19 protein-coding genes are annotated in these 24261 nt (G+C 69.8%); 14 read left to right on the top strand and 5 right to left on the bottom strand.

Annotated elements, in window-relative coordinates:
• The first annotated feature begins 63 nt into the window (after window positions 1–63).
• From GA0115234_RS24055 to GA0115234_RS24020, 8 genes are all read left to right on the top strand, one after another.
• On the top strand, window positions 64–1737 hold the full coding sequence (locus tag GA0115234_RS24055) for an ABC transporter substrate-binding protein (protein WP_093545248.1): 1674 nt from the start codon (window positions 64–66) through the stop codon (window positions 1735–1737).
• A gap of 151 nt (window positions 1738–1888) precedes the next feature.
• Window positions 1889–2947 carry an ABC transporter ATP-binding protein gene (locus GA0115234_RS24050; protein WP_093545335.1) on the top strand — a complete coding sequence of 353 codons (1059 nt, stop codon included), beginning with the start codon at window positions 1889–1891 and terminating at the stop codon, window positions 2945–2947.
• Window positions 2944–3924, top strand: coding sequence for an ABC transporter permease (locus GA0115234_RS24045; protein WP_093545245.1), 981 nt, complete (start codon window positions 2944–2946; stop codon window positions 3922–3924). Before GA0115234_RS24050 ends, GA0115234_RS24045 begins: the two co-directional genes overlap by 4 nt.
• Window positions 3925–3927: 3 nt before the next feature.
• Window positions 3928–4992 carry an ABC transporter permease gene (locus GA0115234_RS24040; RefSeq protein ID WP_093545242.1) on the top strand — a complete coding sequence of 355 codons (1065 nt, stop codon included), beginning with the start codon at window positions 3928–3930 and terminating at the stop codon, window positions 4990–4992.
• A complete protein-coding gene (locus GA0115234_RS24035; RefSeq protein ID WP_093545239.1) occupies window positions 4989–6008 on the top strand; it encodes an ABC transporter ATP-binding protein in 1020 nt (339 codons plus the stop codon). The genes GA0115234_RS24040 and GA0115234_RS24035 overlap by 4 nt, the downstream gene beginning before the upstream one ends.
• Window positions 6009–6115: 107 nt before the next feature.
• Window positions 6116–7546, top strand: coding sequence for a GH1 family beta-glucosidase (locus tag GA0115234_RS24030; protein ID WP_093545236.1), 1431 nt, complete (start codon window positions 6116–6118; stop codon window positions 7544–7546).
• A 55-nt stretch (window positions 7547–7601) separates the two neighbouring features.
• Window positions 7602–8996, top strand: coding sequence for a hypothetical protein (locus GA0115234_RS24025; protein WP_093545233.1), 1395 nt, complete (start codon window positions 7602–7604; stop codon window positions 8994–8996).
• Between the two features lie 244 nt (window positions 8997–9240).
• Window positions 9241–11892, top strand: coding sequence for a SpoIIE family protein phosphatase (locus GA0115234_RS24020; RefSeq protein ID WP_370804558.1), 2652 nt, complete (start codon window positions 9241–9243; stop codon window positions 11890–11892).
• A gap of 117 nt (window positions 11893–12009) precedes the next feature.
• On the opposite strand, the gene GA0115234_RS24015 is transcribed toward GA0115234_RS24020, so the two are convergent.
• Complete coding sequence (locus GA0115234_RS24015) at window positions 12010–12645, bottom strand: YceI family protein (RefSeq protein WP_093545227.1); 636 nt, start codon at window positions 12643–12645, stop codon at window positions 12010–12012.
• 383 nt (window positions 12646–13028) lie between these two features.
• Between GA0115234_RS24015 and GA0115234_RS24010 the strand changes: the two genes are divergently transcribed.
• Both GA0115234_RS24010 and GA0115234_RS24005 read left to right on the top strand, forming a co-directional pair.
• Window positions 13029–13553 carry a hypothetical protein gene (locus GA0115234_RS24010; RefSeq protein WP_093545224.1) on the top strand — a complete coding sequence of 175 codons (525 nt, stop codon included), beginning with the start codon at window positions 13029–13031 and terminating at the stop codon, window positions 13551–13553.
• Window positions 13554–13930: 377 nt separating this feature from the next.
• Window positions 13931–14176, top strand: coding sequence for a hypothetical protein (locus tag GA0115234_RS24005; RefSeq protein ID WP_256088791.1), 246 nt, complete (start codon window positions 13931–13933; stop codon window positions 14174–14176).
• 205 nt (window positions 14177–14381) lie between these two features.
• Here GA0115234_RS24005 and GA0115234_RS24000 read toward each other — a convergent pair whose 3' ends face one another.
• Window positions 14382–14909, bottom strand: a complete 528-nt coding sequence (locus GA0115234_RS24000; protein WP_237541660.1) for a GNAT family N-acetyltransferase — start codon at window positions 14907–14909, stop codon at window positions 14382–14384.
• Between the two features lie 184 nt (window positions 14910–15093).
• Between GA0115234_RS24000 and GA0115234_RS41885 the strand changes: the two genes are divergently transcribed.
• Window positions 15094–16068, top strand: coding sequence for a DUF3396 domain-containing protein (locus GA0115234_RS41885; RefSeq protein ID WP_141718463.1), 975 nt, complete (start codon window positions 15094–15096; stop codon window positions 16066–16068).
• A gap of 100 nt (window positions 16069–16168) precedes the next feature.
• On the opposite strand, the gene GA0115234_RS23995 is transcribed toward GA0115234_RS41885, so the two are convergent.
• The 3 genes from GA0115234_RS23995 to GA0115234_RS23985 all read right to left on the bottom strand — a co-directional run bounded on the left by GA0115234_RS23995 (window position 16169) and on the right by GA0115234_RS23985 (window position 18702).
• Window positions 16169–17398, bottom strand: coding sequence for a glycoside hydrolase family 64 protein (locus GA0115234_RS23995; RefSeq protein ID WP_093545218.1), 1230 nt, complete (start codon window positions 17396–17398; stop codon window positions 16169–16171).
• A gap of 159 nt (window positions 17399–17557) precedes the next feature.
• Window positions 17558–17881, bottom strand: a complete 324-nt coding sequence (locus tag GA0115234_RS23990) for a DUF397 domain-containing protein (protein WP_093545215.1) — start codon at window positions 17879–17881, stop codon at window positions 17558–17560.
• Window positions 17878–18702: a helix-turn-helix domain-containing protein gene (locus GA0115234_RS23985; protein WP_093545212.1), complete on the bottom strand. Its 825-nt coding sequence runs from the start codon at window positions 18700–18702 to the stop codon at window positions 17878–17880. Before GA0115234_RS23985 ends, GA0115234_RS23990 begins: the two co-directional genes overlap by 4 nt.
• A gap of 111 nt (window positions 18703–18813) precedes the next feature.
• Between GA0115234_RS23985 and GA0115234_RS23980 the strand changes: the two genes are divergently transcribed.
• The 3 genes from GA0115234_RS23980 to GA0115234_RS23970 all read left to right on the top strand — a co-directional run bounded on the left by GA0115234_RS23980 (window position 18814) and on the right by GA0115234_RS23970 (window position 24252).
• Window positions 18814–19254, top strand: a complete 441-nt coding sequence (locus tag GA0115234_RS23980) for an ATP-binding protein (protein WP_093545329.1) — start codon at window positions 18814–18816, stop codon at window positions 19252–19254.
• A 116-nt stretch (window positions 19255–19370) separates the two neighbouring features.
• Complete coding sequence (locus GA0115234_RS23975) at window positions 19371–20243, top strand: MBL fold metallo-hydrolase (protein WP_093545209.1); 873 nt, start codon at window positions 19371–19373, stop codon at window positions 20241–20243.
• Between the two features lie 133 nt (window positions 20244–20376).
• Entirely contained in the window at window positions 20377–24252 is a 3876-nt protein-coding gene (locus GA0115234_RS23970) for an endo-alpha-N-acetylgalactosaminidase family protein (RefSeq protein ID WP_093545206.1), read from the top strand.
• Window positions 24253–24261: the final 9 nt, after the last annotated feature.

The raw sequence follows: 24261 nt of genomic DNA, 5'->3' as shown, positions 1-24261 counted from the left end.
CCGCGGCCGACCGCTCCTCCGTACCCCCGGATCTTCCAGATCGCAGTCCCCCTTGGAGTCGCCATGTCCGTACGACGTCACGCCGTTTTGAGAGCGCTCTCGATCGCCACCGCAGCGGTGGCGCTCGCCGCTGGTTGCTCGTCCGCCAACTCGGGTGCCAACAAGGGGGGCGGCGCCTCCGGCGTACTGACCCTCGGCAAGCCGGACGGGCCGCAGACCGACAACAGCAACCCGTTCCTGAACACCTCGGCCGGCGCCACGCTCGGCTACCGCTACATGATCTACGAGCCCCTCGCCATGACGAACCAGATCCGGCCCGCCGACAAGGCGGCCCCGTGGCTGGCGACCGACTGGAAGTGGGAGTCCAACTTCACCAAGGTCACCTTCACCCTCGACTCCAGGGCCAAGTGGGCCGACGGCAAGCCGCTGACCGCCGACGACGTCGCGTACACCTTCGAGCTGCTCAAGAAGCACACGGCACTCAACTGGAACGGCATCCCGTTCGACGGGGTCACCGTGCGGGGCCAGAAGGTCGTGCTGACCTTCAAGGAGTCCCAGTACGTCAACCAGAACAAGATCATTCAGCAGTTCATCGTGCCCAAGCACATCTGGGAAGGCGTCAAGAACCCCGAGACCTGGCCCAACCGCACGCCCGTCGGCTCGGGCCCGTACAAGCTCAAGACGTTCACCCCGCAGACCACCACGCTGACCGCCACGCCCACGTACTGGAAGGGCGAGACCAAGGTCAAGGAGCTGCGCTACACCGCCTACAACGACAACAGCGCGGCGACCACGGCGCTGGCGAACGGCAAGGTCGAGTGGTCGTTCGTCTTCATGCCCAACTACAAGCAGCTGTTCATAGCCAAGGACCCCAAGAACCACAAGCTCTGGTTCCCCTCCGGGCTCGGCATCCACGGACTGTGGTTCAACACCGCGCGCAAGCCCTTCGACAACCCGGCGCTGCGCAAGGCCATGGCGATGGTCGTCGACCGCAAGGCGATCTACACCCAGGCCGAGGCCACGCTCTACCCCGAGATCACCAACCCGACCGGCATCCCGCTGCCCGCCGGTGAGTCCTTCCTCGCCCCCGCGTACAAGAGCGCCACCATCGCGCCGGACGTGGCGGGCGCCAAGAAGCTTCTCGCCGACGCCGGATTCGAGCTCGCCGGCGGTGTGCTGAAGGACCCGGACGGCAAGCCGGTGAAGCTCACCTTCACCGACCCGGCCGGCTGGAACGACTACATCACCGGTCTCGCGATCATCAAGGACAACATCAAGCAGCTCGGCATCGAGGCCAAGGTCAAGACGCAGACCGCCGAGGCCTGGGGCGCGGACGTCGCCAACGGCAACTTCGACGCCACCCTGCACTGGACCAACAGCGGGGCCACCCCGTACGACATGTACCAGAACATCATGGACGGCGCGCTGCTCCAGCCCGTCGGCAAGGCCTCCCAGCAGGGCAACTTCGGCCGCTTCAAGAACGACGAGGCCACCAAGGCGCTCAAGGACTTCGCCACCGCCACCGAGGACTCCGCCCGCACCGAGGCGATGAACACCCTCCAGAAGATCATGGTCGAGCAGGCGCCGATGATCCCGACGGCCGCCGCCCCCATCGGAGCCGAGTACTCCACGAAGAACTGGGTGGGCTGGCCCACCGAGGCCGACCCGTACGCCCCGCCGCAGCACACCCAGCCGTCCGCGCTGCAGATCGTGCTGAAGCTCCAGCCCGCCAAGTAGAGCCAGGGGATACGGGACACAGGGACCGGCCATGTCGAAACAGCCCGCACAGAACCAACGGAACGAACAGAACCAACGGAACGAACAGAACCAACGGAACGAACAGAACCAACGGAACGAACAGAACGAACAGAACGAACAGAACCACGTCGTGCTCGAAGCGCGCTCCGTCACCAAGCACTTCCCCGTGCGCCGCACCGGACGCGACCTCGTCGCGGGCCGACGCCGTACCGTCCACGCCGTCGACGACGTCTCGCTGGAACTGCGGCGCGGCACGGTCACCGCGCTGGTGGGGGAGTCGGGCTCCGGGAAGTCCACCGTGGCCAGACTGCTCGCCCGGCTCCATCCGCTGACCGGGGGCGAGATCCGGCTGGACGGCGCGGCCGTGAAGGCCGGGCGGGGCCGGTCCTTCCGCGCCTATGTACGCCGGGTCCAGCTGATCTTCCAGGACCCGTTCGCCTCGCTGAACCCGGTGCACACCGTGCGCTACCACCTCACCCGGGCCCTGCGGATCCACGGCCGGGCGGGCAGCGGGGAGGCGGAGCTGGAGGAGAACCTGACCGCGCTGCTGAACCGCGTCCAGCTGACCCCTCCTCATCAGTACCTGGACAGGTTCCCGCACGAGCTGTCGGGGGGACAGCGCCAGCGCGTGGCCATCGCCCGCGCGCTCGGCGCCGACCCCCAGGTCCTCCTCGCCGACGAGCCCGTCTCGATGCTGGACGTCTCGATCCGGCTGGGCGTGCTCAACCTGCTCAAGGACCTCAAGGACCGGCTGCGGCTCGCGATCCTCTACATCACCCACGACATCGCCTCGGCCCGCTACTTCGCGGACACCACGCTGGTGATGTACGCGGGCCGGATCGTCGAGGGCGGTGACAGCGAGACCGTCACCCAGCGCCCCGCCCACCCCTACACCCAGCTCCTCATCGCCTCGGCGCCCGACCCGGACCGGGTCGCCGCCGAGGCGGAGCAGGAGGACACCGGCAGCGGCGAACCGCCCTCGCTGATCGACCCGCCCCCGGGCTGCCGCTTCCACCCCCGCTGCCCGAAGGCCATGGAGCGCTGCCGCACCGAACTCCCGCCCCGCTTCGACCTCGAAGGCGGCCAGTGGGCGGCCTGCTGGCTGTACGCGGACGGTATGGAAGCCGGTCACGGGTCGACCAGCCACGGCTCGACCGGTCACGGGCCCCGGAAGGAGAGCGCGGCGTGAAATACCTGCTGCAACGGCTCGCCTTCTACCTGGTCACCGCCTGGGCCGCGATCACCATCAACTTCCTGATCCCGCGCATGATGCCCGGCGACCCGGTCCAGGCGCTGCTCTCCCGCTTCCAGGGCCAGCTCGACACCGGCGCCATCGACTCCCTCAAGGCGCTCTTCGGCCTCGACCAACACCGCTCGCTCTGGCAGCAGTACACCGACTACTGGGCGCATCTGCTCGACGGCGACCTCGGGCTCTCCTTCACCTTCTTCCCGACGCCGGTCGGCGAGGTGATCGCCCAGTCGCTGCCGTGGACACTGGCGCTCGTCGGCATCACCACACTGATCAGCTTCCTGCTCGGCACCGGCATCGGTGTCCTCACCGGCTGGCGGCGCGGCTCCTGGATGGACGGCCTGCTGCCCGTCACCACCTTCATCTCGGCCATCCCGTACTTCTGGCTGGGGCTCATCGCCATCGCGCTGTTCGCCGTGAAGTGGCCGGTCTTCCCGGCCGCCGGAGGCTACGACGGCTCACTCGTGCCCGCCTTCGACTGGCCGTTCATCTCCAGCGCGCTCTACCACGGGGCGCTGCCCGGCCTCACCATCGTGCTCAGCGCCGTGGCCGGCTGGATCCTCGGCATGCGGAACATGATGGTGACGGTCTCCTCCGAGGACTACGTCATGGTCGCCCAGGCCAAGGGGCTCTCCGAGCGCCGGGTGATGTTCGGGTACGCCGCCCGCAACGCGATCCTCCCCAACATCTCCGGCTTCGCCCTCTCACTGGGCTTCATCGTGGGCGGCACCCTGCTGGTGGAGATGGTCTTCTCCTACCCCGGCATCGGCTACCAGCTCTTCCAGGCCGTGGGCGCCAAGGACTACCCCCTGATGCAGGGCGTCTTCCTGATCATCACGCTCTCCGTCCTCGCGGCGAACCTGCTCGCCGACATCCTCTACATGGCCCTCGACCCCCGTACCCGAAGGGAGGCCTAGGACATGGCCGCCACCATTGCCGAGGCCGCCGTGGCCGACCCGGCCGGGACCGGTCCGGACGGGACCCCGGCCTCCGGCCGGCGCAGGCTGCGCTTCCTGCGCGGCCGCAAGACCGTCGTCGGCCTCGGGATCCTCGCCTTCTTCGTCGTGATCGCGGTCGTCGGACCCTGGATCGCCCCGTACGACCCCGACACCATGGGCGACCAGCTGCTCCAACCGCCGTCCGGTGCCCACTGGTTCGGCACCACGCAGACCGGTCAGGACGTGCTCTCGCAGATCCTGGTCGGCACCCGGGGCGTCCTGGTCGTCGGCTTCGTCGCCGGGATACTCGCGACGCTCCTCTCCGTACTGATCGGGGTCAGCGCCGGCTTCCTCGGCGGCACCGCCGACGAGCTGCTCTCGCTGCTCTCGAATGTCTTCCTGGTCATCCCGGGGCTGCCGCTGATCATCATCATCGCCAGCTTCGTCTCCGACACCGGCGACCTGCTCATCGCCGCCGTCATCGCCCTCACCTCCTGGGCGTGGGGAGCGCGGGTGCTGCGAGCCCAGACGCTCTCGCTGCGCCGCCGGGACTACGTCGAGGCGGCCCGCGCCACCGGGGAGTCGACCTGGCGGATCATCTTCTTCGAGGTCCTGCCGAATCTGACGGCCGTGATCGCCTCCGGCTTCGTCTCCACCGTCATCTTCGCGATCCTCTCCGAGATCACCCTCGCCTTCATCGGCGTGGCCGACATCTCCGACTGGAACTGGGGGACCGTCCTGTTCTGGGCGCAGTCCAACCAGGCGCTGGCCCAGGGCGCATGGTGGTGGTTCGTCCCGGCCGGGCTCTGCATCGCCCTGCTCGGCATGTCGCTCGCCCTGATCAACTTCGGCATCGACGAGTTCGTCAACCCGCGCCTGCGCACGGAGACCGGCGCGTCCGGGAAGGTCCGGATGAGGGTCGGCTTCACACCCGTGGTGCACGCGTCGGAGCCACGGGCATCCGGGCCGACCGCGTCCGAGCCGCGTGCATCCCTGGCACGCCCACCCCTGGCACCCGGTACGCACGACAAGGAGCCCCGCCCATGAGCAGCAGCGAGCCCGTTCTCACCGTCCGCGGCCTGAACGTGGACTACGGGACCGGGGACGGCGCCGTGCACGCGCTGCGCGACATCGACCTCACCCTGCACCGGGGCGAAGTCCTGGGCCTGGCGGGCGAGTCGGGCTCCGGGAAGTCGACGCTGGCGTACGCCGTGACCCGGCTGCTGTCACCGCCCGGGGTGATCACCGGCGGCGGGGTCCACTACCACCGGCGGGACGGTGGGGCGCTCGATCTGCTGGCCCTGTCTGCCACCGAGCTGAGGGCCTTCCGCTGGCAGGAGCTGTCGATCGTGTTCCAGGGCGCGATGAACTCGCTCAACCCGGTGCACACGGTCCACAGCCAGCTCACGGACGTACTCCAGGCCCACCGCCCGGAGCTGGGTCGGCCCGAACGGACCGCGCGCGCCCGGGAGCTGCTGGCGCTCGTCGGCATCTCCGCCGACCGGCTCGCCGCCTACCCGCACCAGCTCTCCGGCGGGATGCGCCAGCGCGTGATGATCGCGATGGCGCTCGCGCTGGAGCCCGAGATCGTCATCATGGACGAGCCGACGACGGCCCTGGACGTCGTCATGCAGCGCCAGATCCTGCGCCAACTGGTCAGGCTCCGCGAGGAGCTGGGCTTCTCGGTCGTCTTCATCACCCATGACATCTCGCTGCTGATCGAGTTCTCGGACCGGATCGCGATCATGTACGGCGGCCGGATCGTCGAGGAGGCGGCGGCCTCCGCGATCTACCGGGACCCCCGCCACCCCTACAGCGACGGGCTGCTGCACTCCTTCCCCGCCCTGCACGGCCCCCGCCGCGAGCTCACCGGCATCCCCGGATCGCCCCCGCACCTGTCCGCGATGCCGGCCGGCTGCGCCTTCCACCCCCGCTGCGGCAAGGCGGTCGACGCCTGCGCCACCCACGTCCCGGCGCTCGCCGCACCGGACGGGGACGCCACGCGCACGGTCGCCTGCTGGCTCCACCACCCGGCCCCGGCGACGACACCACCCCGCCCCTAGCGACACCCGCCGGGCCCGCGACGACCGTACGTACCGCCCCACGTGCCTTGGCCACACCGCCCCACGGCATCCGCCCGCAGTGACCCCACGCACACCACAGGAGACCCATGAACATCGTCACCCCCGCCGTCACCCCCACGGCCTACGCGCGCGAGATCACCGCCGCGGCCGTCCCCGGCCTGCCCGCGGACTTCCGCTGGGGCGTCGCCACCGCCGCGTACCAGATCGAGGGCGCCGCCGCCGAGGACGGCCGGACCCCGTCCATCTGGGACACGTACTGCAGGGTGCCCGGCATGGTCGTCCGCGGCGAGAACGGCGACGTGGCCTGCGACCACTACCACCGGATGCCCGAGGACGTACGCCTCATCGCGGACCTGGGCGTCGACACGTACCGCTTCTCGCTCTCCTGGCCGCGCATCCAGCCGGGCGGGCGCGGCCCGGCCAACGCGAAGGGGCTGGACTTCTACAAGCGGCTGGTCGACGAGCTGGAGGACAAGGGCATCACGCCCTGGATCACCCTCTACCACTGGGACCTCCCGCAGGAGCTGGAGGACGCCGGCGGCTGGCCGGCCCGTGACACCGCGTACCGCTTCGCCGAGTACGCCGCGCTCGCCCACGACGCGCTCGGTGACCGGGTGAAGCACTGGACGACGCTGAACGAGCCCTGGTGCTCGGCCATGCTCGGCTACGCGTACGGCAACCAGGCGCCCGGCCGGCAGGACTTCGGCGACGCGATCAGGGCCGTCCACCATCTGCTCCTGGGCCACGGCCTCGCCGCGCGGCAGCTCCGCGAGACGGCCGCCGCCCGCGGCCACGAACTCGAACTCGGCATCACCCTCAACCTCGGCACCGCCACCCCCGAGACCGACAGCCCCGAGGACGCCGAGGCCTGCCGCCGCGCCGACGGCATGGGCCGCCGTCTCTATCTGGACCCGCTGGTCAGGGGCGCCTATCCGCAGGACGTCGTCGCCGATCTCGCCCTGCACGACGCAGAGCTCCCGGTCCGGGACGGCGACCTGGACGTCATCGCCACCCCGATCGACGTCCTCGGCGTCAACTTCTACCGCGGCACCCTCTTCTCCGGGGTCACGGAGGAGGGCTCCCCGGTGGACACCGAGGGGCTGCCGGTCACGCGCGGCGTGGACCGCGACCTGCCGCGCACCGCGATGGACTGGGAGATCACCCCCACCGCCCTCACCGATCTGCTGGTGGGTCTGGAGAAGGAGTACGGCCTCCCGACGGTGATCACCGAGAACGGCGCCGCGTTCGAGGACACCGTCGCCGAGGACGGAGAGATCCACGACGCCGACCGCACCACCTATCTCGCCGACCACATCGCCGCCGTCGCCGCGGCCCGCGCCGAGGGGGCCGATGTCCGGGGCTACTTCGCCTGGTCGCTGATGGACAACTTCGAGTGGTCCTACGGCTACGACAAGCGGTTCGGCATCGTCCGCGTCGACTACGACACACAGGAGCGGACGCTCAAGGACAGCGCCAAGTGGTATCGCGACACCATCCGGCTCACCCGGGGCCGGTGAGCCGGCGCGTACGACGGCTGTCGCACGCGCCACCCATCCGGGTTAGCGTCGAACTATGCGGAACAGGCTGTTCCCGACGATGCTGGCCGGCCTGCTGCTGATGCCGGCGGCGGCCGTTCTCGGCACGGCCACGGCTGCGGGCGAGCCCGCGGCGACGGGGACGTCCGCGTCCGCCGTCGCCGCGTCCACCGTCGACGATGTCGCGCGGGCCCTGCGCAAGGGCCCGGTGTATGTCGATCCGGCGGCCTCCGGGCAGCTCTCGCCGGGCCAGGCCGCCGCCCTGGCGAAGAAGATCAAGGACGCCGACAAGCCCGTGTTCGTGGCGGTGCTGCCGCAGAGCTCCGCGTTCCCCGCGAAGACCCTGCTGAGCACCCTGCGCACCGACACCGGCATCACCGGCGTCTACGCGGTCCGCCTCGGCGACGGGTTCGACGCGGGCGCCGACCCCCAGGTGATGTCCACCCGGGCGGTCCACAACCTCACCGCCGCGGTGAAGACGCCCGGCGCGGACACCGACGCCGCCACGCAGCTGAACGCCTTCGTCGACCGGGCCGTCGAGCAGGCCCGGGGCAGCGCCCCCGCCTCCTGGGGCGGCTCGTCCGGCCGCGGGCCGTCCTCCACCACGGGGCTGATCACGGCCGGCGCGGTGCTGGCGCTGGGCGGTGGCACGGCCTACGCGCTGGTCCGCCGCAACCGCAGGCGCAAGGAGGCCGAGGAGCGGGCCGCGCTCGACAAGCTCCGGGTCGTCGTGGACGAGGACATCACCGCGTACGGCGAGACCCTGGACCGGCTCGACTTCCACCCGGCCGAACCGGGCGCCGACGACGCCATGCGCGCGGACTACGAGCGGGCCCTCGACTCCTACGAGGGCGCGAAGAACCTGATGGACCGGGCCCGGCGCCCCTCCGACGTGCGCGGGGTCACCCAGGCCCTGGAGGACGGCCGCTTCTCCCTCGCCGTCCTTGAGGCCCGCCGCTCCGGTGGCCAGCTGCCGGAGCGACGTCCGCCGTGCTTCTTCGACCCGCGCCACGGTCCCTCGGTCGCCGACATCCGGTGGTCGCCGTCCGGCGGAGCGGCGCGCGAGGTCCCGGTCTGCGCCTCGGACGAGCTCCGGCTCCGCACCGGCGACGAGCCGCTGAGCCGCACCGTCGACACCGGTGACGGCCGCCGCCCGTACTGGGAGGCGGGCCCGGCCTACGGTCCGTGGGCGGGCGGCTACTTCGGCGGCGGCCTGCTCCCCGGTCTGCTCGTCGGCACGATGCTCGGCTCCATGCTGTCGAGCCCCGCCTACGCGGCGGAGTACGGCGGCGGCGACTTCGGCTCCGGCGGGGACTGGAGCGGCGGCGACTTCTCCGGGTCCGACTTCGACTCGTCGGGCTTCGACGGCGGAGGCTTCGGAGGCGGAGACGGCCTCGGGGGCGGCGGCGGATTCGACGGCGGCGGGTTCTGAGCCGCTGATCAGCGACGTCCCGGGCAGGTGCGGATCAGCGAACTCTCGGGCAGGTGCGATTCATGCTAGACCTGAAGTTATGTCTGGTATCGGCCGATTCCGGGCGCGGCTGCGACGCTCCGTCCGGCGATCACATCGGCACGATGGAGGACGCCCGGGGCAGGCGGCCCCCGCGCCGTCCGAGCGGGACACGACCGGCCGGCCCCCGGACCGCTCACTGCGCGCCCTGTTCAGTGTGCACACCGTGGCGGGTCAGGTCTTCGTCTTCGTCCTCGGTCTCGTGCTGCTGCTCGTCCTGGCGGGGGCGGTCGCGATGGTGGTGCAGGGCCGCCGCGACAGCATGGCCGAGGCCCGCGCCCACACCCTGAGCGTCGCCGAGACCTTCGCCTACGCGCCCGGGACCGCTGCCGCGCTGGACAGCAAGAACCCCACCGCGATCCTCCAGCCGCGCGCCGAGGAGGTCCGCAAACGGGCGCAGGTCGAGTACGTCGTCGTGGCCGGCCAGGAGGGCATCCGCTACACCCACCCCAACCCCGCGCTGATCGGCGGGCACCTCACCGGCCCGTACAAGGAGGCACTGGCCGGACACGCGTACACCTGGACGTTCACCGGAGGCGGCGGGTCCTCGGTCAATTCGGTCGTGCCCGTGCCCCGGGCGGACGGCTCGATCGCCGGACTGGTCTCGGTAGGGATCACCGTCGAGTCGGTGAACGCGGTGGCGGACCGCTCCATCCCGCTCGCCGCGGGCGCCGCGCTGGCCGCCCTCGCGATCACCACGGCCGGCGCCACGCTCCTGAGCAGACGGCTGCGCCGCCAGACCCATGGCCTCGGGACCGCCGAGATGACCCGGATGTACGAACACCACGACGCGGTGCTGCACGCGGTCCGCGAGGGCGTCCTCATCGTCGAGGCCGACCGGCGGATGACCCTGGCCAACGACGAGGCCCGCCGGCTCCTCGACCTGCCCCCGGACGCCGAGGGCCGGCCGGTGGCGGAGCTGGGCCTGGACCCGGACACCGCGGAGCTGCTCGTCTCCGGCCGGACCGTCACGGACGGGGTGCTGCGGGCCGGCAACCGGCTGCTGGCCGTCAACCTCCGCCCGACCGACACGCACGGCGGCCCGCCCGGCACCGTGGTGACCCTGCGGGACACCACCGAACTCCGCGCGGTCACCGGGCAGGCGGAATTCGCGACCGAACGGCTGCTGCTCCTGTACGAGGCCGGTGCCCGGATCGGCACCACGCTCGATGTGACCCGCACGGCCCAGGAGCTGGCGGACGTGGCGATCCCCGGGTTCGCCGACGCCGCGACGGTGGACCTCGCCGACCCCGTACTGCGCGGGGACGAACCGGCCACGCCGGACGGCGCCACACTGGAGATGCGCCGCACCGCCATCGCGGCGGTCCGCTCGGACCACCCGCTCTACCCGGTCGGCCATGTGGTGGGCTTCGTCCCCGGGAGGACCCGCGCGATGCGGGTGCACAGCGACGACGCCGACCTGAAGGCCGATTTCACGAGGCTGGGCTGGCGGAACTGGGATCATGGCGTGGCCGAGCGGATCAAGGAGCAGGGGTTCCACTCGATCGTGTCGGTGCCGCTGCACGCACGCGGCGTCATCCTGGGCATGGCCAACTTCTGGCGCTCGGGCGATTCGGAACCGTTCGACGACGACGACGTGTCCTTCGCGGAGGAACTCGTGGCGCGGGGCGCGGTGGGCGTGGACAACGCCCGCCGCTACACCCGGGAGCACTCCATGGCCGTGACGCTGCAACGCAGTCTGCTGCCGCGCAGCCTGCCCGAGCAGAACGCCCTCGACGTCGCCCACCGCTATCTGCCGGCGCACGAGGGGGTCGGGGGCGACTGGTTCGATGTGATCCCGCTGTCCGGCGCCCGGGTGGCGCTGGTCGTCGGCGACGTGGTCGGGCACGGACTGCACGCCGCGGCCACCATGGGGCGGCTGCGCACCAGCGTCCACAACTTCTCCTCGCTGGACCCCACGCCCGACGAACTCCTCGGGCATCTCGACGAACTGGTCGCCCGGATCGACCGGGACGAGGCCGGGAACGGCAATGTCGAGATCGCCGGAGCCACCTGTCTGTACGCGATCTACGACGCGGTCTCCGGCAACTGCACGGTGGCGCGGGCCGGCCACCCGGGGCCCGTGCTGGTCCTGCCCGACGGCACCGTCGAGTTCCCCGAGGTCCCCACCGGACTTCCCCTCGGCATCGGCGGCATGCCCTTCGAGGCGGCCGAGTTCCACGTACCCGAGGGGAGTCGCCTGGTCCTCTACACGGACGGCCTGGTCGAGCGGCGGGACCGGGACATCGACACCGGTCTCGACCTGCTGCGCGACGCCCTCGCCGGCCGTGACCGGACACCGGAGGAGACCTGCGACGACGTGCTCGACGCGATGCTGCACGACCAGCCGATGGACGACGTCGCCCTGCTGGTGGCCCGCACCCGCACCCTCGCTCCCGACCAGGTCGCGCAGTGGGCGGTGGCCACCGACCCGGCGGCCGTCGCCGGAGTCCGCAAGAACGTCGCCGAATGGCTCACCGACCGGGGCCTGGAGGAGGAGGCGTTCGCCACCGAACTGATCCTGAGCGAGCTGGTCACCAACGCGGTGCGCTACGGCACGGCCCCCATCGAGGTCCGCCTGCTGTACGACCGCAACCTGATCTGCGAGGTGTCCGACAGCAGCAGCACCTCACCGCATCTGCGCTACGCGGCGACGACGGACGAGGGCGGCCGGGGCCTGTTCCTCGTCGCCCAGTTCGCCGAACGCTGGGGCACCCGGTACACGGAGACGGGCAAGGTCATCTGGTCGGAGCAGACGGTCGCCGAACACGAGGAGGACGCCGCGTCGGCAGGCGAGCCCGAGGAGAACGCTTCCTGAGCGACGTGCCCGACGGCGTGACACGGCCCCTCGACCGGGGCAACGCCGAGCGCCCGCCTCCCTCCCCGGCGGGGGAGGGGCAGGCGGGCGCGCGCGGGACAGGGAGTACGGCGGGCGTCAGCCCTGCGCCACGGCGGACTTGATCGCGGAGATGTCGAAGTTCAGCTTGACCTTGTCGCTGACCATCACACCGCCGGTCTCCAGCGCCGCGTTCCAGGTCAGGCCCCAGTCGGAGCGCAGGATGTCCGCGCTGCCCTCGAAGCCGACCCGCTCGTTGCCGTAGACATCGGTGGCGGAGCCGTTGAACTCCAGGTCGATGGAGAGCGGCCGCGTGACGTCCTTGATGGTCAGGTCGCCCGTGACGCGGTACGTGTCGCCGCCGAGCTGCTCGGCGCGGGTGGAGCGGAACGTCATGAGCGGGAACTGCTCGGCGTCGAAGAAGTCGCCGCTGACCAGGTGGTTGTCGCGGTCGGCGATGCCGGTGTCGACGCTGCCGATCCTGACGTCGATCGACGCGGTGGAGTTCGCCGGGTCGGAGCCGTCCAGCTTCAGGCTGCCCTCGTGCTCGCCGAAGGTGCCGCGCACATTGGTGACCATGGCGTGCCGCACGGTGAAGCCGATGCTGCTGTGGGCCGGGTCGATCGCGTAGTCGCCGGTCAGGGCGGCGAGGGCCGGGTCCACGGCGGGGGCGACGGCGGTGGCGGTGGCGGTGGCGGACGGGGCGTTGTTGTTCTTGCGGTTGAACAGAGCCATGGCTCCTCCTCGGGGGACGTGATCGAGCACGGGGTCGAGCGGCGGTCGAAGCTTTTGTTTAACCTTCAACGAGATTGACTCTAGCGCGATCTAGTTCAATGTTCAACATCAAGGTGTGGGGATGTCGTGCCCAAAGGCCGGGGATGCCACGAGTGGCGGCCGGTCGAAGACCGGGCGAGAGCTGATCCAGGCTCGATCGAAGACCGAACCGCGACCGATCGAAGGTCGATCGAAGGTCGAACCGCGACCGAACGAAGGCCGAACGGGCAACGACCGGCGGCCCAATTGCCTCCGGTCGTTGCCGCCACCCTCTGGCGGACGCGCGTAGAACTCGGGCAGTATCTCCATGCCCCTCACTTGTCATGAGCAGGAGGAATCCCCCCATGCCGTCCTCTATGAGACTGCGTCCCGTCCTGACCGCATTCGCCCTCGTCCTGGGTGTTCTCTTCGCCCCGGGCATCGGTGTCCTCGGCGGCGGCGCCACCCAGGCCCACGCCGCCACCAAGCTCACCCACGCCGACGCCGCCGCCCGGTTCAACTCCTCCGGGGTCACCTGGTCGTCCTCCGGCGGCTGCTCCGACCGCAACGTCGCCACCTGCACCTCGTTCGACCAGCTCAACCTGGCCACCGCCCAGGGCGCCCAGACCCTCAAGAGCGCCACGGGCTGCGCGCTGAACATCACCGGCGGCACCGAGACCGGGCACGCCAGCGGTACGTACTCCCACTGGAACGGCTACAAGCTCGACTTCGCCAAGTCGACCTGCCTCACCAACTACATCCACAACGTCTTCGCCTACATCGGCCTGCGCGGCGACGGCGCCCCCCAGTACCAGGCGGGTTCCGGCAACGTCTACGCCGACGAGGGCAGCCACTGGGACGTGACGTACTACAACTGCGGCGGCTGCTGACCTCCGTACGCATCGACCCGCACGGGGTGTCCCTGTCCGCCGGACAGGGACACCCCGTGTCGCTGTCCCGGGCCGCGTCGGTCATTCGCGCTTGGAGATCTCAACGGCACGGCGCAGGGACTCATCAGCGGCTCGCCCGGCTACACCGCCGACGAGGCCGGCAAGCACCTTGAGAAGGGATCGAACCTGAGCGATGTGAAGAGGAGGCACCACCGCCCCACGTTCATGAACTCGATCGGCAAGTTCGGTGGGAAGATATGCGGTGCGCAGGCCGTCGTGTTGGCGACGGGAATCGACTTCTACTGCACCCCGTCGAAGAAGGAACTCAGTGACACCCACGTGGAATCCCCGGCAGAACCAGGAATGGTGAGTCACTGGTGACACACTCCGCAGGCCCGCCGTCGCCCGGCCGCCGCCGTCCGAACCTGTGGCACTGGCTGAGCCCCCGGGGATCACGGGCGTTCGTCCTCGGCGTCAGCATGGCCGTCGGCGGGCTCGTCGGCGGGGTGCGCTCCATGGTGGACGGAAAGGGGATCTGGACGGGCTTCGGCATCTTCGGCGTGGGAGTTCTCGGGGTCGTCTTCACTATTGCGTGGATCGTGACGTACGCGCGGGAGCGCTGAGGAGAAGGCTCGGGCACGGCACGGCGCAGCACTCCGGTCGCGGGCACGTCCGGATGCCGGGAGTCGGCCCGCCGAGCAGTGCGGCCAAGTGTCCGAACAGCGCGGCCCAGTCAACGAGTCGGTCCCACCGCCTGGGCTGCCCGGCCCGAACTCCGGCGGCGCCCTGTACGCGGCGCCCTGGAAGCGCCGCGCCCCCTGGTTCCGGCTACGGCGTCGCCGTGGTCAGCGACAGCTCATAGCGCACCTCCGGCACGGGAGTTCCGTCGATGTCGGAACTCTCCTCGTGCCCGTCGGGGCGGAAGCCCGCCCGCTCGTAGAAGCGCCGCCCCGGAGCGTTCTCCTTGAGGACCCAGAGCCTCACCCAGGGCAGCCCCCGGCGGCGCCCCTCGGCGACCACTGTCTCCATCAGCGCCCGCCCGATCCCCGTGGAGCGCTGCTCGGGCAGCACGTACATGGCGTACAACTCACCACCGCGCGGCGGCCCTTCGGGTTCCTGATGGGGGCCGAAGCAGGCCCATCCCACGACCTCGCCCCCACGTTCGGCGACCCAGTTGGCCATGGCGCCGGTGCCGCGTTCCAGGAACGCGCGGCGCTGACGGGCGTCCTCCGTCACGGACATCGAGTCCAGATACGGCTGCGGCATGAGCCCGGCGTAGGCCGTCTGCCAGCCGCGCACGCGTACTTCGGCCACGGCGTCGACATCGTCCAGTGTCATCTCGCGTATGAGAATCATGCGGCGATGTTATCGAATTCTTTCACTGTTCTACGCAAGAGAATGGGCCCTGCCCCGTGTCGGGGCCCATCGCGATTCAGGCATGGCGGTCGACGTCGCAGCAGCAGAGATATATTCTCTGGCGCAACGAGGGCAGGAGTACTCTGCGTAGTCGGAAATGACTTGGAACTCTTCGAGGTGAAAAATGGATGCCTTTTCCTTGGTGAATTCAGGCCTTAGTCATGATCTTGTGATGGAGCTTACTATCTATGATGAAGATGATGATGGATTGTCTTCCGTGGCATTCGACTGGCTTACCGAGGGAGTAGCCAAGGCTGCCATCGGCGGAGAACTGGGTAGACTTCAGGATGGTCTTCGAGTTTCGGTGGATGGGCTCTTGCGAATGCGAGACAGTATTCCGATGCAACGGGGGGTCGGGCTGTGGGGATCGATATCCGTCTCTCCTCTGGGTACTTTCGATGTGCTGTACAACCCTTATGTAGAAGAAGCCCGGCCATGGTTGAAGAGTCGTCTCGTTGAAAAGCCTGAATCGGCCGATGTCAAGATCGGTAAGTTCGCCGGAGATGGTGAGATCTCCAATTCCGTAATCCGGCTCTCGGCTTCCTTTGATGAGGAATTGCCGAATTATGTCAAACTTGTTTACCAAGTCGACGAGGCTGTGTTGGCTAATTCCGATACGGCACGAAATGAGCATTCGCGCTTGCTGTCTACGGTCCGCTGGGCGTGCGGTCGCTATAATGTGGTGTTCGGGCACTTCTCGTACGCGCATTCCGGCGGGCGTACTGAACTTGAGAGCTATCTTCGCGGGCCAGTGCGTGTTCCATCGCGTAATACGCCAAACTGGCGTGAGCGGCTCAGGGGATATTCATGGCTCACGGTCGCCCCCGACGATATTTTGCACCATCTCGGAGGCGTCGACGCGCTGCGTGATTCGGGTGCTTTCTCCTCGATCTCGGTGCTGCCGAATGGCTCCTTTCTGCTTCAGGCCACTGACTGGTTCCATGAGTACCGAGACGAACCAGTAGCGGCCGTTCATCGTGCCCTGCGCGCTAGGCTCATCGAGGGCGAATTTCGGCGGCCTTCCCCCGCGTCAGGCCAGCCCTCTACGCACATGGTTCTCTTCGACAAGGCAGGGCCTCCGGGTGGCTCGGTGGAGTGATCCCCATCCGCACAGTTTCCCGGAGGCCCTTTCACCGTTGTTGTGGGCATCTGGGCCGCCCGTCGTGTCGCCAGGGCGGGCGGCCCCGGGGGCCGTCGGCTCAGGCCCCCACGGTCACCGTGAAGCGGTGGGGGTTGCCGTCGTTGGCGGCGCCTGAGACGTCGGGCTCGCCGTCGGGGCGGACGTCGTCGTAGGGGAAGGCGTAGCCGATCGGGGTGTTGGCGTGGACGACGCGGGACCAGTGGTTGGTGGCCGGGTCCTGGTAGTAGTCGGCGGTCGAGGTGCCGTTCGGCTGGTCGGGGTGGGTGAGCATCAGGGAGCGGTTGAAGCCGGAGGCCAGGCGGGCCAGGAGGGCCTTCTTGTCGTCCGGGTCGTCCGGGTTGTTGGCGAACGGGCCGTGGTTGCAGGTGAAGACGTCCTTGGAGGCGGGCTTGGTGAAGGTGTGGCCGCCCTCGAAGGTCAGGAGGTCACCACTGACCCGGCCTGTGCGTACTCCCCGGCCGCCCTGGAGGTCGATGCGCAGGTCGGTGGAGCGGTACTTCTCCCAGACCCGGTCGATGTACGACGTGAACACGTCCCGGAACGGCATCTCGTCCGGGCGGTCGAAGAACGGTGCCATCAGGTTCTGCGGCGAGATCACCCGCAGGACGTTGCCGTCCGACCCACGGATCACCAGCTTGTCCCACGGCTGGCCGTCGGCGGCGGCCTGGGCGGTGAGGCCGTCCGCGATCCGCTGCACCGCGCCGTCCGGGAGCGGCGCCACCGTGTGCGTCGCGTCGCCGGTCAGGGTCAGGCCGATCGGCAGTGCGGTGACCAGGTCGACGTAGCTGATGTTCGCGTACAGCTGCTGAGGGTTGAAGGTGAACTCGCAGAACGACCACGTACGGCCGTAGTTGGCGTCGGTGGACGTCGCGAACGCCGGCTCGACCAGGGCGGGCCCGGGGTTGAGGTAGAACGTGAGTGTGTCGTCGCGTACGAAGTACACGCGCGCGCCGTACATCTGCGGCAGCGTGAGGACCACCGGAGCACTGCCCGCCGGGTTCAGGGGGATGGCGCAGTCGACCGGCAGCGGGGTCTGCGGGGCGGCGGGGGAGTCGGGGTGGTAGACGCTGCCGTCCGCGCGCAGCAGCACCCAGCGGTCGGTGCCCTGCTCATGGCCGGTGACATAGGCGTTGACCCTGCCCGGCAGCGAGCGGTTCTCCAGGGCGAGTTCACAGGTCGCCGGAGCGGCGGAAGCGCTCGGGCTCAGGGCGCTGCCCCAGACCGGGTAGGTGAGGGCGGTCGCGGTGGCGGCAGCGCCGCCCGTCAGAAACAGCCTGCGCGAAATCACGAGAGGACTCCCGAGGTGTGTGGGGGGATCAACCACTCTCCTGAGGGCTGCCTCAGCCGTCAATACTTATGACTGAGAGCGCTCTCAGAAACGGGAAGTCTTCACAACTCGACGTCACTCGATGGGGGTTGCGGCCCGGCGTGCCGGGCCACAGCGTCGTCAGACCGTGGCGTCCAGGAACGCGGTCCAGGCGGCGGGGGGAACCGTGAGGACGGGGCCGTCCGTCACCTTGGAGTCGCGGATGTGCACGGCGGCGGGGTGGGCGGCCACCTCCACGCAGTCACCGCCCTGGCCGCTGCTGTAGCTGGACTTGTGCCAGTCGTAGGCCACTTCGAGGCAGGCGCCGCCCTGGTCGCTGCTGTAGCTCGACTTGCGCCATTCATGGGCGACTTCGATGCAGTCACCGCCCTGGGGTCCGCTGTAGCTGGACTTGAACCAGGCGAGGGTGGTGGTGCTGGCGGCCGGGTGTGCTGCGCGGGTCATCTCTCTCCAAGCAGTTCGTCCAGTAGGCGCGCGCTCTTCTCGACGGAAAGCGCCTGCGAACGCAGCATCCCATATTTCTGCAAGAACACACTGACGACGTCGGGGTCGTCGTGCAGGTAGCTGGTCAGCTGCCCTTCTACGTAGGCGAGGTGGTCGTGGTCGGGGGTCTCCAGCAGCACCATGGGTCCCGTCAGCCCGGCGTGCTTCGGCAGGTTCATCGGCATGATCTGGAGCCCGAGGAAGGGGAGTTCCATGCAGCGGCGCAGGTGGGCGATCTGCTCCCGAAGCATGGCTGGATCGCCGATCTGGCTGCGCAGGATGCTCTCCTCCAGGATGAAGTGCAGCATCGGGCGCGGCCTGCGTTCCAACAGCCGCTGCCGGTCGAGACGGGCGGCCAGCCACTCCTCCGCCTGATCCTCTTCGAGGGGCGGGTATTCGCAGGCGAAGAGGAAGTGCGCGTACTCCTCCGTCTGGAGCAACCCCGGCACCACCCTGTCCTGGTACGAGAGCAGAGTCACCGCCTCCTGCTCGTAGTCCACGAAGTCCTGTACGAACGCCGAGAACAGCTCCTTCTTCGGCACCTTCTCCACCGCGACCCGCAACGCCCCCTTCGTGTCCAGCAGTTCGTCGAGCTTGACCGCGAAGTCCCATTGCAGCGCCCTCCGTCCCTGCTCGATCGACGCGATCGTGTCGTCGCCCACCGAGCACCGCTCCGCCAGGGCCGCTTGCGTGAGCCGGGCCGCCTTGCGGAACATCGCCAGCTGGGCGCCGATCAGGTGCCAGGACGTGACCCGCTTGCTCTTCTTCTTTGCCGGTTGCATGGAGTGCCTCTCCCCGTCATGAACCCCGGATGATCCGTCAGAAGTCGTACATCGCTGATGTACGACCCGACGCGCTGCTCAACGCTAGTGACGTTGTGTGACCTTGGAAGCGTGAACGAGACAACTCAACTCCCCCACTTCCGCGAGGTGTTCCACCGCCGGGAACGCCGGTCCGTCCCGCTCGTACGACAGTTCGTGCGCGCGGCGCTCGTCGACTGGGCGTGCGACGCCCGCGCCGACGACGTGTTGCTCTGTGTGAGCGAGCTCGTGACCAACGCACTGCTGCACGGAGTGCCGCCCGGCCGTGGATTCCGCCTCCGGCTCCACCTGGAACCGGTCGACGGCATCCTCCGCGTCGAGGTCCACGACAGCGGGGGAGGGGCGGTCCGGCTTGCCGATTCCTGGGCGGGCCGCGAGGAGGAAGGGGGCCGTGGGCTGCGGCTCGTGGCGGCGCTCGCCGACAAGTGGGGGGTGGGGGAGCGGGAGCCGGGCAAGGTGGTGTGGTGCGAGTTCGCGGTGTCGGTGGGGGCGTGCGGCCTAGCGACGAGATAGACCCCGGCGCCCAGAGACAAGATCGGCGCGGTCTACCCGTTCCGGTCGTGCGTGGGCTATCCCTGGAGGGGCGGCCCTCGACGGGCCGTTCCTGTGAAAGTGGAAGGAGCCAAGCCATGACCGACTGGTACGTGGACGACCGCTGCACCAACTGCGACGTCGCCCGGCAGTTCGCGCCCGAGCTGATCGTCGAGGAGGAACGGGCGTCGCGGATCCTGCGGCAGCCGGGCGACGAGGCGGAGAACCGGCGCTTACACGCGGCCGTCTTCGCCTGTCCCACCCGCTCGATCCGTTCCGCGTCCGGGCAGCCGGACCCCGCGCTCGACCCGTTCCCGATGGCGCTCGACGACGGCGTACTCATCTGCGGGCACAACTCCCGGCAGACCGCCGGCGCCAACTCCTATCTGCTGCGGCGCCCGTCCGGCACGGTCATGATGATCGACACCCCGCGCTGGAGCCCCGGACTGGCCGAGCGGTACGTGGCGGCGACGGGGCCCGTCACCGATGTGCTGCTCACCCACCGCGACCACGTCGCGCACGGGCGCCGGTACGCCGACCACTTCGGCGCCCGGCTGTGGATCCACGAGGGCGACCTCGACGCCGTACCGGACGCGGACCAGGTGATCCGGGGGACCGACCCGGTGGAGATCGGGGAGGGCGTCACCGCCCATCCGTTGCCCGGCCACACCCGGGGCAGTGTGCTCTACCTCGCGGACGACCGGTACTGCTTCAGCGGCGACAGCTTCTACTGGTCGCGCACGACCGACGATCTCGAAGTCGCGGAGAGCGTGACCTGGTATTCCATCGAGGAGCTGGCCGTCTCCCTGGCGAGGGCAGACGGGAAGCTGCGGTTCGAGTGGGTGCTGCCCGGCCATGGCGACCGGCGGCGCCGGGACGCCGAGGAGATGTCCCGGCGGCTGCACGCACTGGCCGAACGCACCGCGTCGGCGCGGCCCCGGCCGATCGACTTCACCGCCGTGCGCTGGTGAGGAGGCCCGGCCTCCGTCGCCCGGCGGAAACCCGCCGTCCACTTGGACTTACGCGGAGCGGTTGTTGGACTGGAGGGCTCCGAGTCGTCGCAGGTCGTTGACGGTGTCCGGTCACGGGGGCTACTCAGGGCACATGTCGCGAAGATTCACTTCGGCGGGCGCCGTCGCCGCCGCCTCAGCCGCCGTCCTGGCGCTGGTGGGGACCGCGCTCCCCGCCACCGCCGCCTCCGCTCCCTCACCCGCCGCAGTCGGACCGGCCGTACCCGCGGGCGCCACCGTCATCGGGTCGGCGCAGCTCTCGGTCGCCGTCGCCGACGACTTCCCGCGCGTCCTGGCGTACACCGACCGGGCCAGTGGCGCCCGGCTGTTCGGCAGCACCCAGCCGGTCACCGCCGTCACCCTCAACGGCACCGCGCACCCGGTGAAGCTCAAGGGCGCCCCCAAGGTCACCGCCTCGGCCGCCCGCTACACGCTGACCTTCACCGACCTGCCCGGCGTCGAGATCGACGCCTCGCTCTCGGTCTCCGGGCGCGCCACCACCTTCAAGGTGACGGCCGTCCGCGACACCGGGGCGTTCCGCGTCGGCACCATCGACATCCCCGGCCACGACCTGGTGTCCGTGGGCTCCACGGACACCGGCGGGGCCACCGCCTTCACCCGGCTGGACAACGACTCGACGAAGACCGCCGACGTCTTCTCGAAGGTCACCGCGGACACCGCCGCCGACAAGGCGCCGGTCGGTGCCTCGTACGCGATCGTCAATACTGGTGCGCTCGCCGCGGCGGTCGAGTCCAACTCCTCGTACGACAAGCCGTCCGGCGCCACCGGCGGCGACGACGCCCGGTTCTGGCACCAGACCCGCAAGGCCGACGACGGCGGCGTCCGGGTCGGCGTCTGGTCCGGCCAGTGGACCTACCGCGGCGACGGGGCACCGAAGCCGGAAAGCGGGGACGACCTGCCCTGGGCGAAGGTCGTCGTCACCCCCGACGCCAACGGGGACAAGACGGTCGACTGGCAGGACGGCGCCGTGGCGTTCCGCTCCATCGGCGTGAAGGCGCCCGGCGGCGAGGACACCCCGGACCGGGTCGTCACCCACATCCCGTTCAACTTCGCCAGCCAGGCCACCCACCCCTTCCTGCGCACCCTCGACGACGTCAAGCGGATCTCGCTGGCCACCGACGGACTCGGGCAGCTGGCACTCCTCAAGGGGTACGCCTCCGAGGGCCACGACTCCGCCCACCCCGACTACGGCGGCGACTACAACAAGCGCGCCGGCGGGCTGAAGGACCTCAACGAACTCCTGAAGGACGGCAAGAAGTGGGGGGCCACCTTCGGCGTCCACGTCAACGCCACCGAGGCGTACCCCGAGGCCAAGGCCTTCGACGAGAAGCTCGTCGACAAGACCAAGCCCGGCTGGAACTGGCTCGGCCAGAGCTACTACATCGACCAGCGCCGCGACATCAACAGCGGCGACCTGGCCAAGCGCTTCCAGCAGCTGCGCGACGAGACCGACCCGAACCTGAGCCTGCTCTACATCGACGTCTACTACACGCACGGCTGGATCGCCGACAAGACCCTGCGGTCGGTGCAGAAGCAGGGCTGGAACGTCGCCACCGAATGGGCCGACAAGTTCGAGCGGGGCTCGCTCTGGTCGCACTGGGCCAATGACCTCGACTACGGCGGCGCCACCAACAAGGGCCTCAACTCGAAGATCATCCGGTTCATCCGCAACGGCGAGAAGGACGTCTGGAACAACGATCCGGTCCTCGGCCAGGCGGCCATCGACGAGTTCGAGGGCTGGACCGGCGAGACCGACTGGAACGCCTTCTACGACAACATCTGGCAGCGCAACCTGCCCGCCAAGTACCTCCAGCAGCAGCAGATCACCCGCTGGGACGGCAACGACGTCACCCTGACCGGCGGTGTCCGGGGCACGGTGGAGAACGGCACGCGGACGTTCTACGACCACGGCCGCAAGGTCCTCAGCGGCACCGACTACCTGCTGCCGTGGGACGGCGGCAAGAAGCTGTACCACTACAGCAAGTCCGGCGGGACGAGCAGCTGGGCGGTGCCGTCGAACGGCACGTACACCGTCTACGCGCTCACCGACAACGGACGGGTCAAGACGGGCACGGTCAAGCCGGTCGACGGGAAGATCACGCTGACCGCCGAGGCCGGGCAGCCGTACGTCCTCTACCCGAAGCAGGCGCCGAAGGCCGCCGACCCCCGGTGGGGCCAGGGCACCCCGGTCGACGACCCGGGCTTCAACGACCAGGGGCTGACCTCCTGGTCGAAGACCGGAACCGTCACCCGCGACACCGACGGCCAGGGCCGCAACAGCGCCGAGCTCTCCGGCACCGGCACCGCCGCGCTCTCCCAGCGCATCGACGGCCTCACCCCCGGCAAGCGCTACACCGCCTCCGCGCTCATCGAGGTCCAGCCCGGGAAGACCCGGCACACCACCCTCTCGGCCGGCGGGAAGTCCGTCGCCGTGGACCGCTCCACCGTCAAGGACCAGGTCGCCGCGTCCGACTGGCACGGCACCTACTTCCAGCGCGCCAAGGTGAACTTCACCGCCCCCGCGAACGGCCGCACCACCCTGCGCATCGAGGCGGCCAAGGGCAGCGCCGCGAGCGTGCGGGCCGATGACGTACGCATCGTCGCCAACGCCCCGAAGACCAAGGCGAACACCCTCTCCTACGAGGACTTCGAGGCCGTCGACCAGGGCTGGGGCCCCTTCCTCAAGGGCGACGCGGGCGGCTCCACCGACCCCCGCACCGTCATCTCCCAGCTGCACGCCCCGTACACCCAGGCCGGGTGGAACGGAAAGCTGATCGACGACGTGATCGGCGGCGAGGAGTCCCTCAAGTCCCACGAGGAGAACGCCGGACTCGTCTACCGCACCGCCCCGTGGACCGTGCCGATGACCGACGGGCACCGCTACGAGATCGCGTACGACTACCAGTCCAGCCACGCGGGCGCCTACGAATGGGTCGACGGCTACGACCGGATCACCGCCGACGGGAAGCCCGACGCGGTCGAGACCCGGACCACCGCCATCGGGCAGCAGCGCACCACCGGCCACTTCGCCGAGACCGTCACCGCGGGCTGCGGCGACACCTGGACCGGACTGCGCAAGCGTGACGACGCCCCCGACGGCGCCGACTTCGTCCTCGACTCCTTCACCGTGACCGACCTCGGACCGGCCCCCGCCTCCGAGCAGGCCGCCTGCGGCACCCTCGGCGTCGAGCCGGCCGCCGAGACCCTGGAGCCGGGCACCGCCAACACCGTCAAGGTCTCGTTCACCAACTACGAGGCGACGGCCGCGACCGGCGTCGCCCTGAGCCTGTCCGTGCCCGAGGGCTGGCAGGCGGAGCCCGCGGGCGCCGTCTCCTTCGACTCGGTCGCGGCGGGCGCCGAGGCCACCGGCAGCTGGCGGGTCACCCCGCCGGTCGACGCCAAGTACCAGACGTACAGCCTGAGTTCAAAGGCGACGTACACCGTCGGCGGCGCCCGGCGCACGCTCGGCGCGCAGACCTCCGTACGGACCCTGCCGCCGCCGCCCACCACCGACAGCTGGGCCAGCGACCTGGACTGGACGGCCTCCGAGAACGGCTGGGGGCCGGTGGAGCGGGATCTCTCCAACGGTGAGACCGGCACCGGCGACGGCTCCCCGCTGACCGTCGGCGGCACCGTCTACGCCAAGGGCCTGGGCAGCCACGCACCGGCGAGGATCCGCTACTACCTGGGCGGCAAGTGCACCTCGTTCACCGCCCAGGTCGGCGTGGACGACGTACAGAAGAGCGCCGGCAGCGTGCAGTTCTCCGTCAGGGCCGACGGCACCGAGAAGGTGAAGTCGCCCGTGCTGAAGGCGGCCGACAGCGCCTGGTCGCTCACGGCCGACGTCACCGGAGCCAAGTACGTCGACCTGGTCGTCGGCGACGGCGGCGACGGCAACGGCAACGACCACGCGGACTGGGGCGACGCGCGCTTCCACTGCGGCGGCTGAACCCCGGTG

This window comes from Streptomyces sp. DvalAA-43, assembly GCF_900091725.1.
GTDB lineage: Bacteria > Actinomycetota > Actinomycetes > Streptomycetales > Streptomycetaceae > Streptomyces > Streptomyces pulveraceus.
This window is presented reverse-complemented; position numbering and strand designations above follow the sequence as displayed.

What these genes read in the sequence shown, in the direction of transcription:
- GA0115234_RS24055 (WP_093545248.1), top strand. Translation starts at nt 64, where the DNA reads ATGTCCGTACGACGTCACGCCGTTTTGAGAGCGCTCTCGATCGCCACC.
- GA0115234_RS24040 (WP_093545242.1), top strand. Translation starts at nt 3,928, where the DNA reads ATGGCCGCCACCATTGCCGAGGCCGCCGTGGCCGACCCGGCCGGGACC.
- GA0115234_RS24035 (WP_093545239.1), top strand. Translation starts at nt 4,989, where the DNA reads ATGAGCAGCAGCGAGCCCGTTCTCACCGTCCGCGGCCTGAACGTGGAC.
- GA0115234_RS24030 (WP_093545236.1), top strand. Translation starts at nt 6,116, where the DNA reads ATGAACATCGTCACCCCCGCCGTCACCCCCACGGCCTACGCGCGCGAG.
- GA0115234_RS24025 (WP_093545233.1), top strand. Translation starts at nt 7,602, where the DNA reads ATGCGGAACAGGCTGTTCCCGACGATGCTGGCCGGCCTGCTGCTGATG.
- GA0115234_RS24015 (WP_093545227.1), bottom strand. Translation starts at nt 12,645, where the DNA reads ATGGCTCTGTTCAACCGCAAGAACAACAACGCCCCGTCCGCCACCGCC.
- GA0115234_RS24010 (WP_093545224.1), top strand. Translation starts at nt 13,029, where the DNA reads ATGCCGTCCTCTATGAGACTGCGTCCCGTCCTGACCGCATTCGCCCTC.
- GA0115234_RS24000 (WP_237541660.1), bottom strand. Translation starts at nt 14,909, where the DNA reads ATGATTCTCATACGCGAGATGACACTGGACGATGTCGACGCCGTGGCC.
- GA0115234_RS41885 (WP_141718463.1), top strand. Translation starts at nt 15,094, where the DNA reads ATGGATGCCTTTTCCTTGGTGAATTCAGGCCTTAGTCATGATCTTGTG.
- GA0115234_RS23990 (WP_093545215.1), bottom strand. Translation starts at nt 17,881, where the DNA reads ATGACCCGCGCAGCACACCCGGCCGCCAGCACCACCACCCTCGCCTGG.
- GA0115234_RS23985 (WP_093545212.1), bottom strand. Translation starts at nt 18,702, where the DNA reads ATGCAACCGGCAAAGAAGAAGAGCAAGCGGGTCACGTCCTGGCACCTG.
- GA0115234_RS23975 (WP_093545209.1), top strand. Translation starts at nt 19,371, where the DNA reads ATGACCGACTGGTACGTGGACGACCGCTGCACCAACTGCGACGTCGCC.
- GA0115234_RS23970 (WP_093545206.1), top strand. Translation starts at nt 20,377, where the DNA reads ATGTCGCGAAGATTCACTTCGGCGGGCGCCGTCGCCGCCGCCTCAGCC.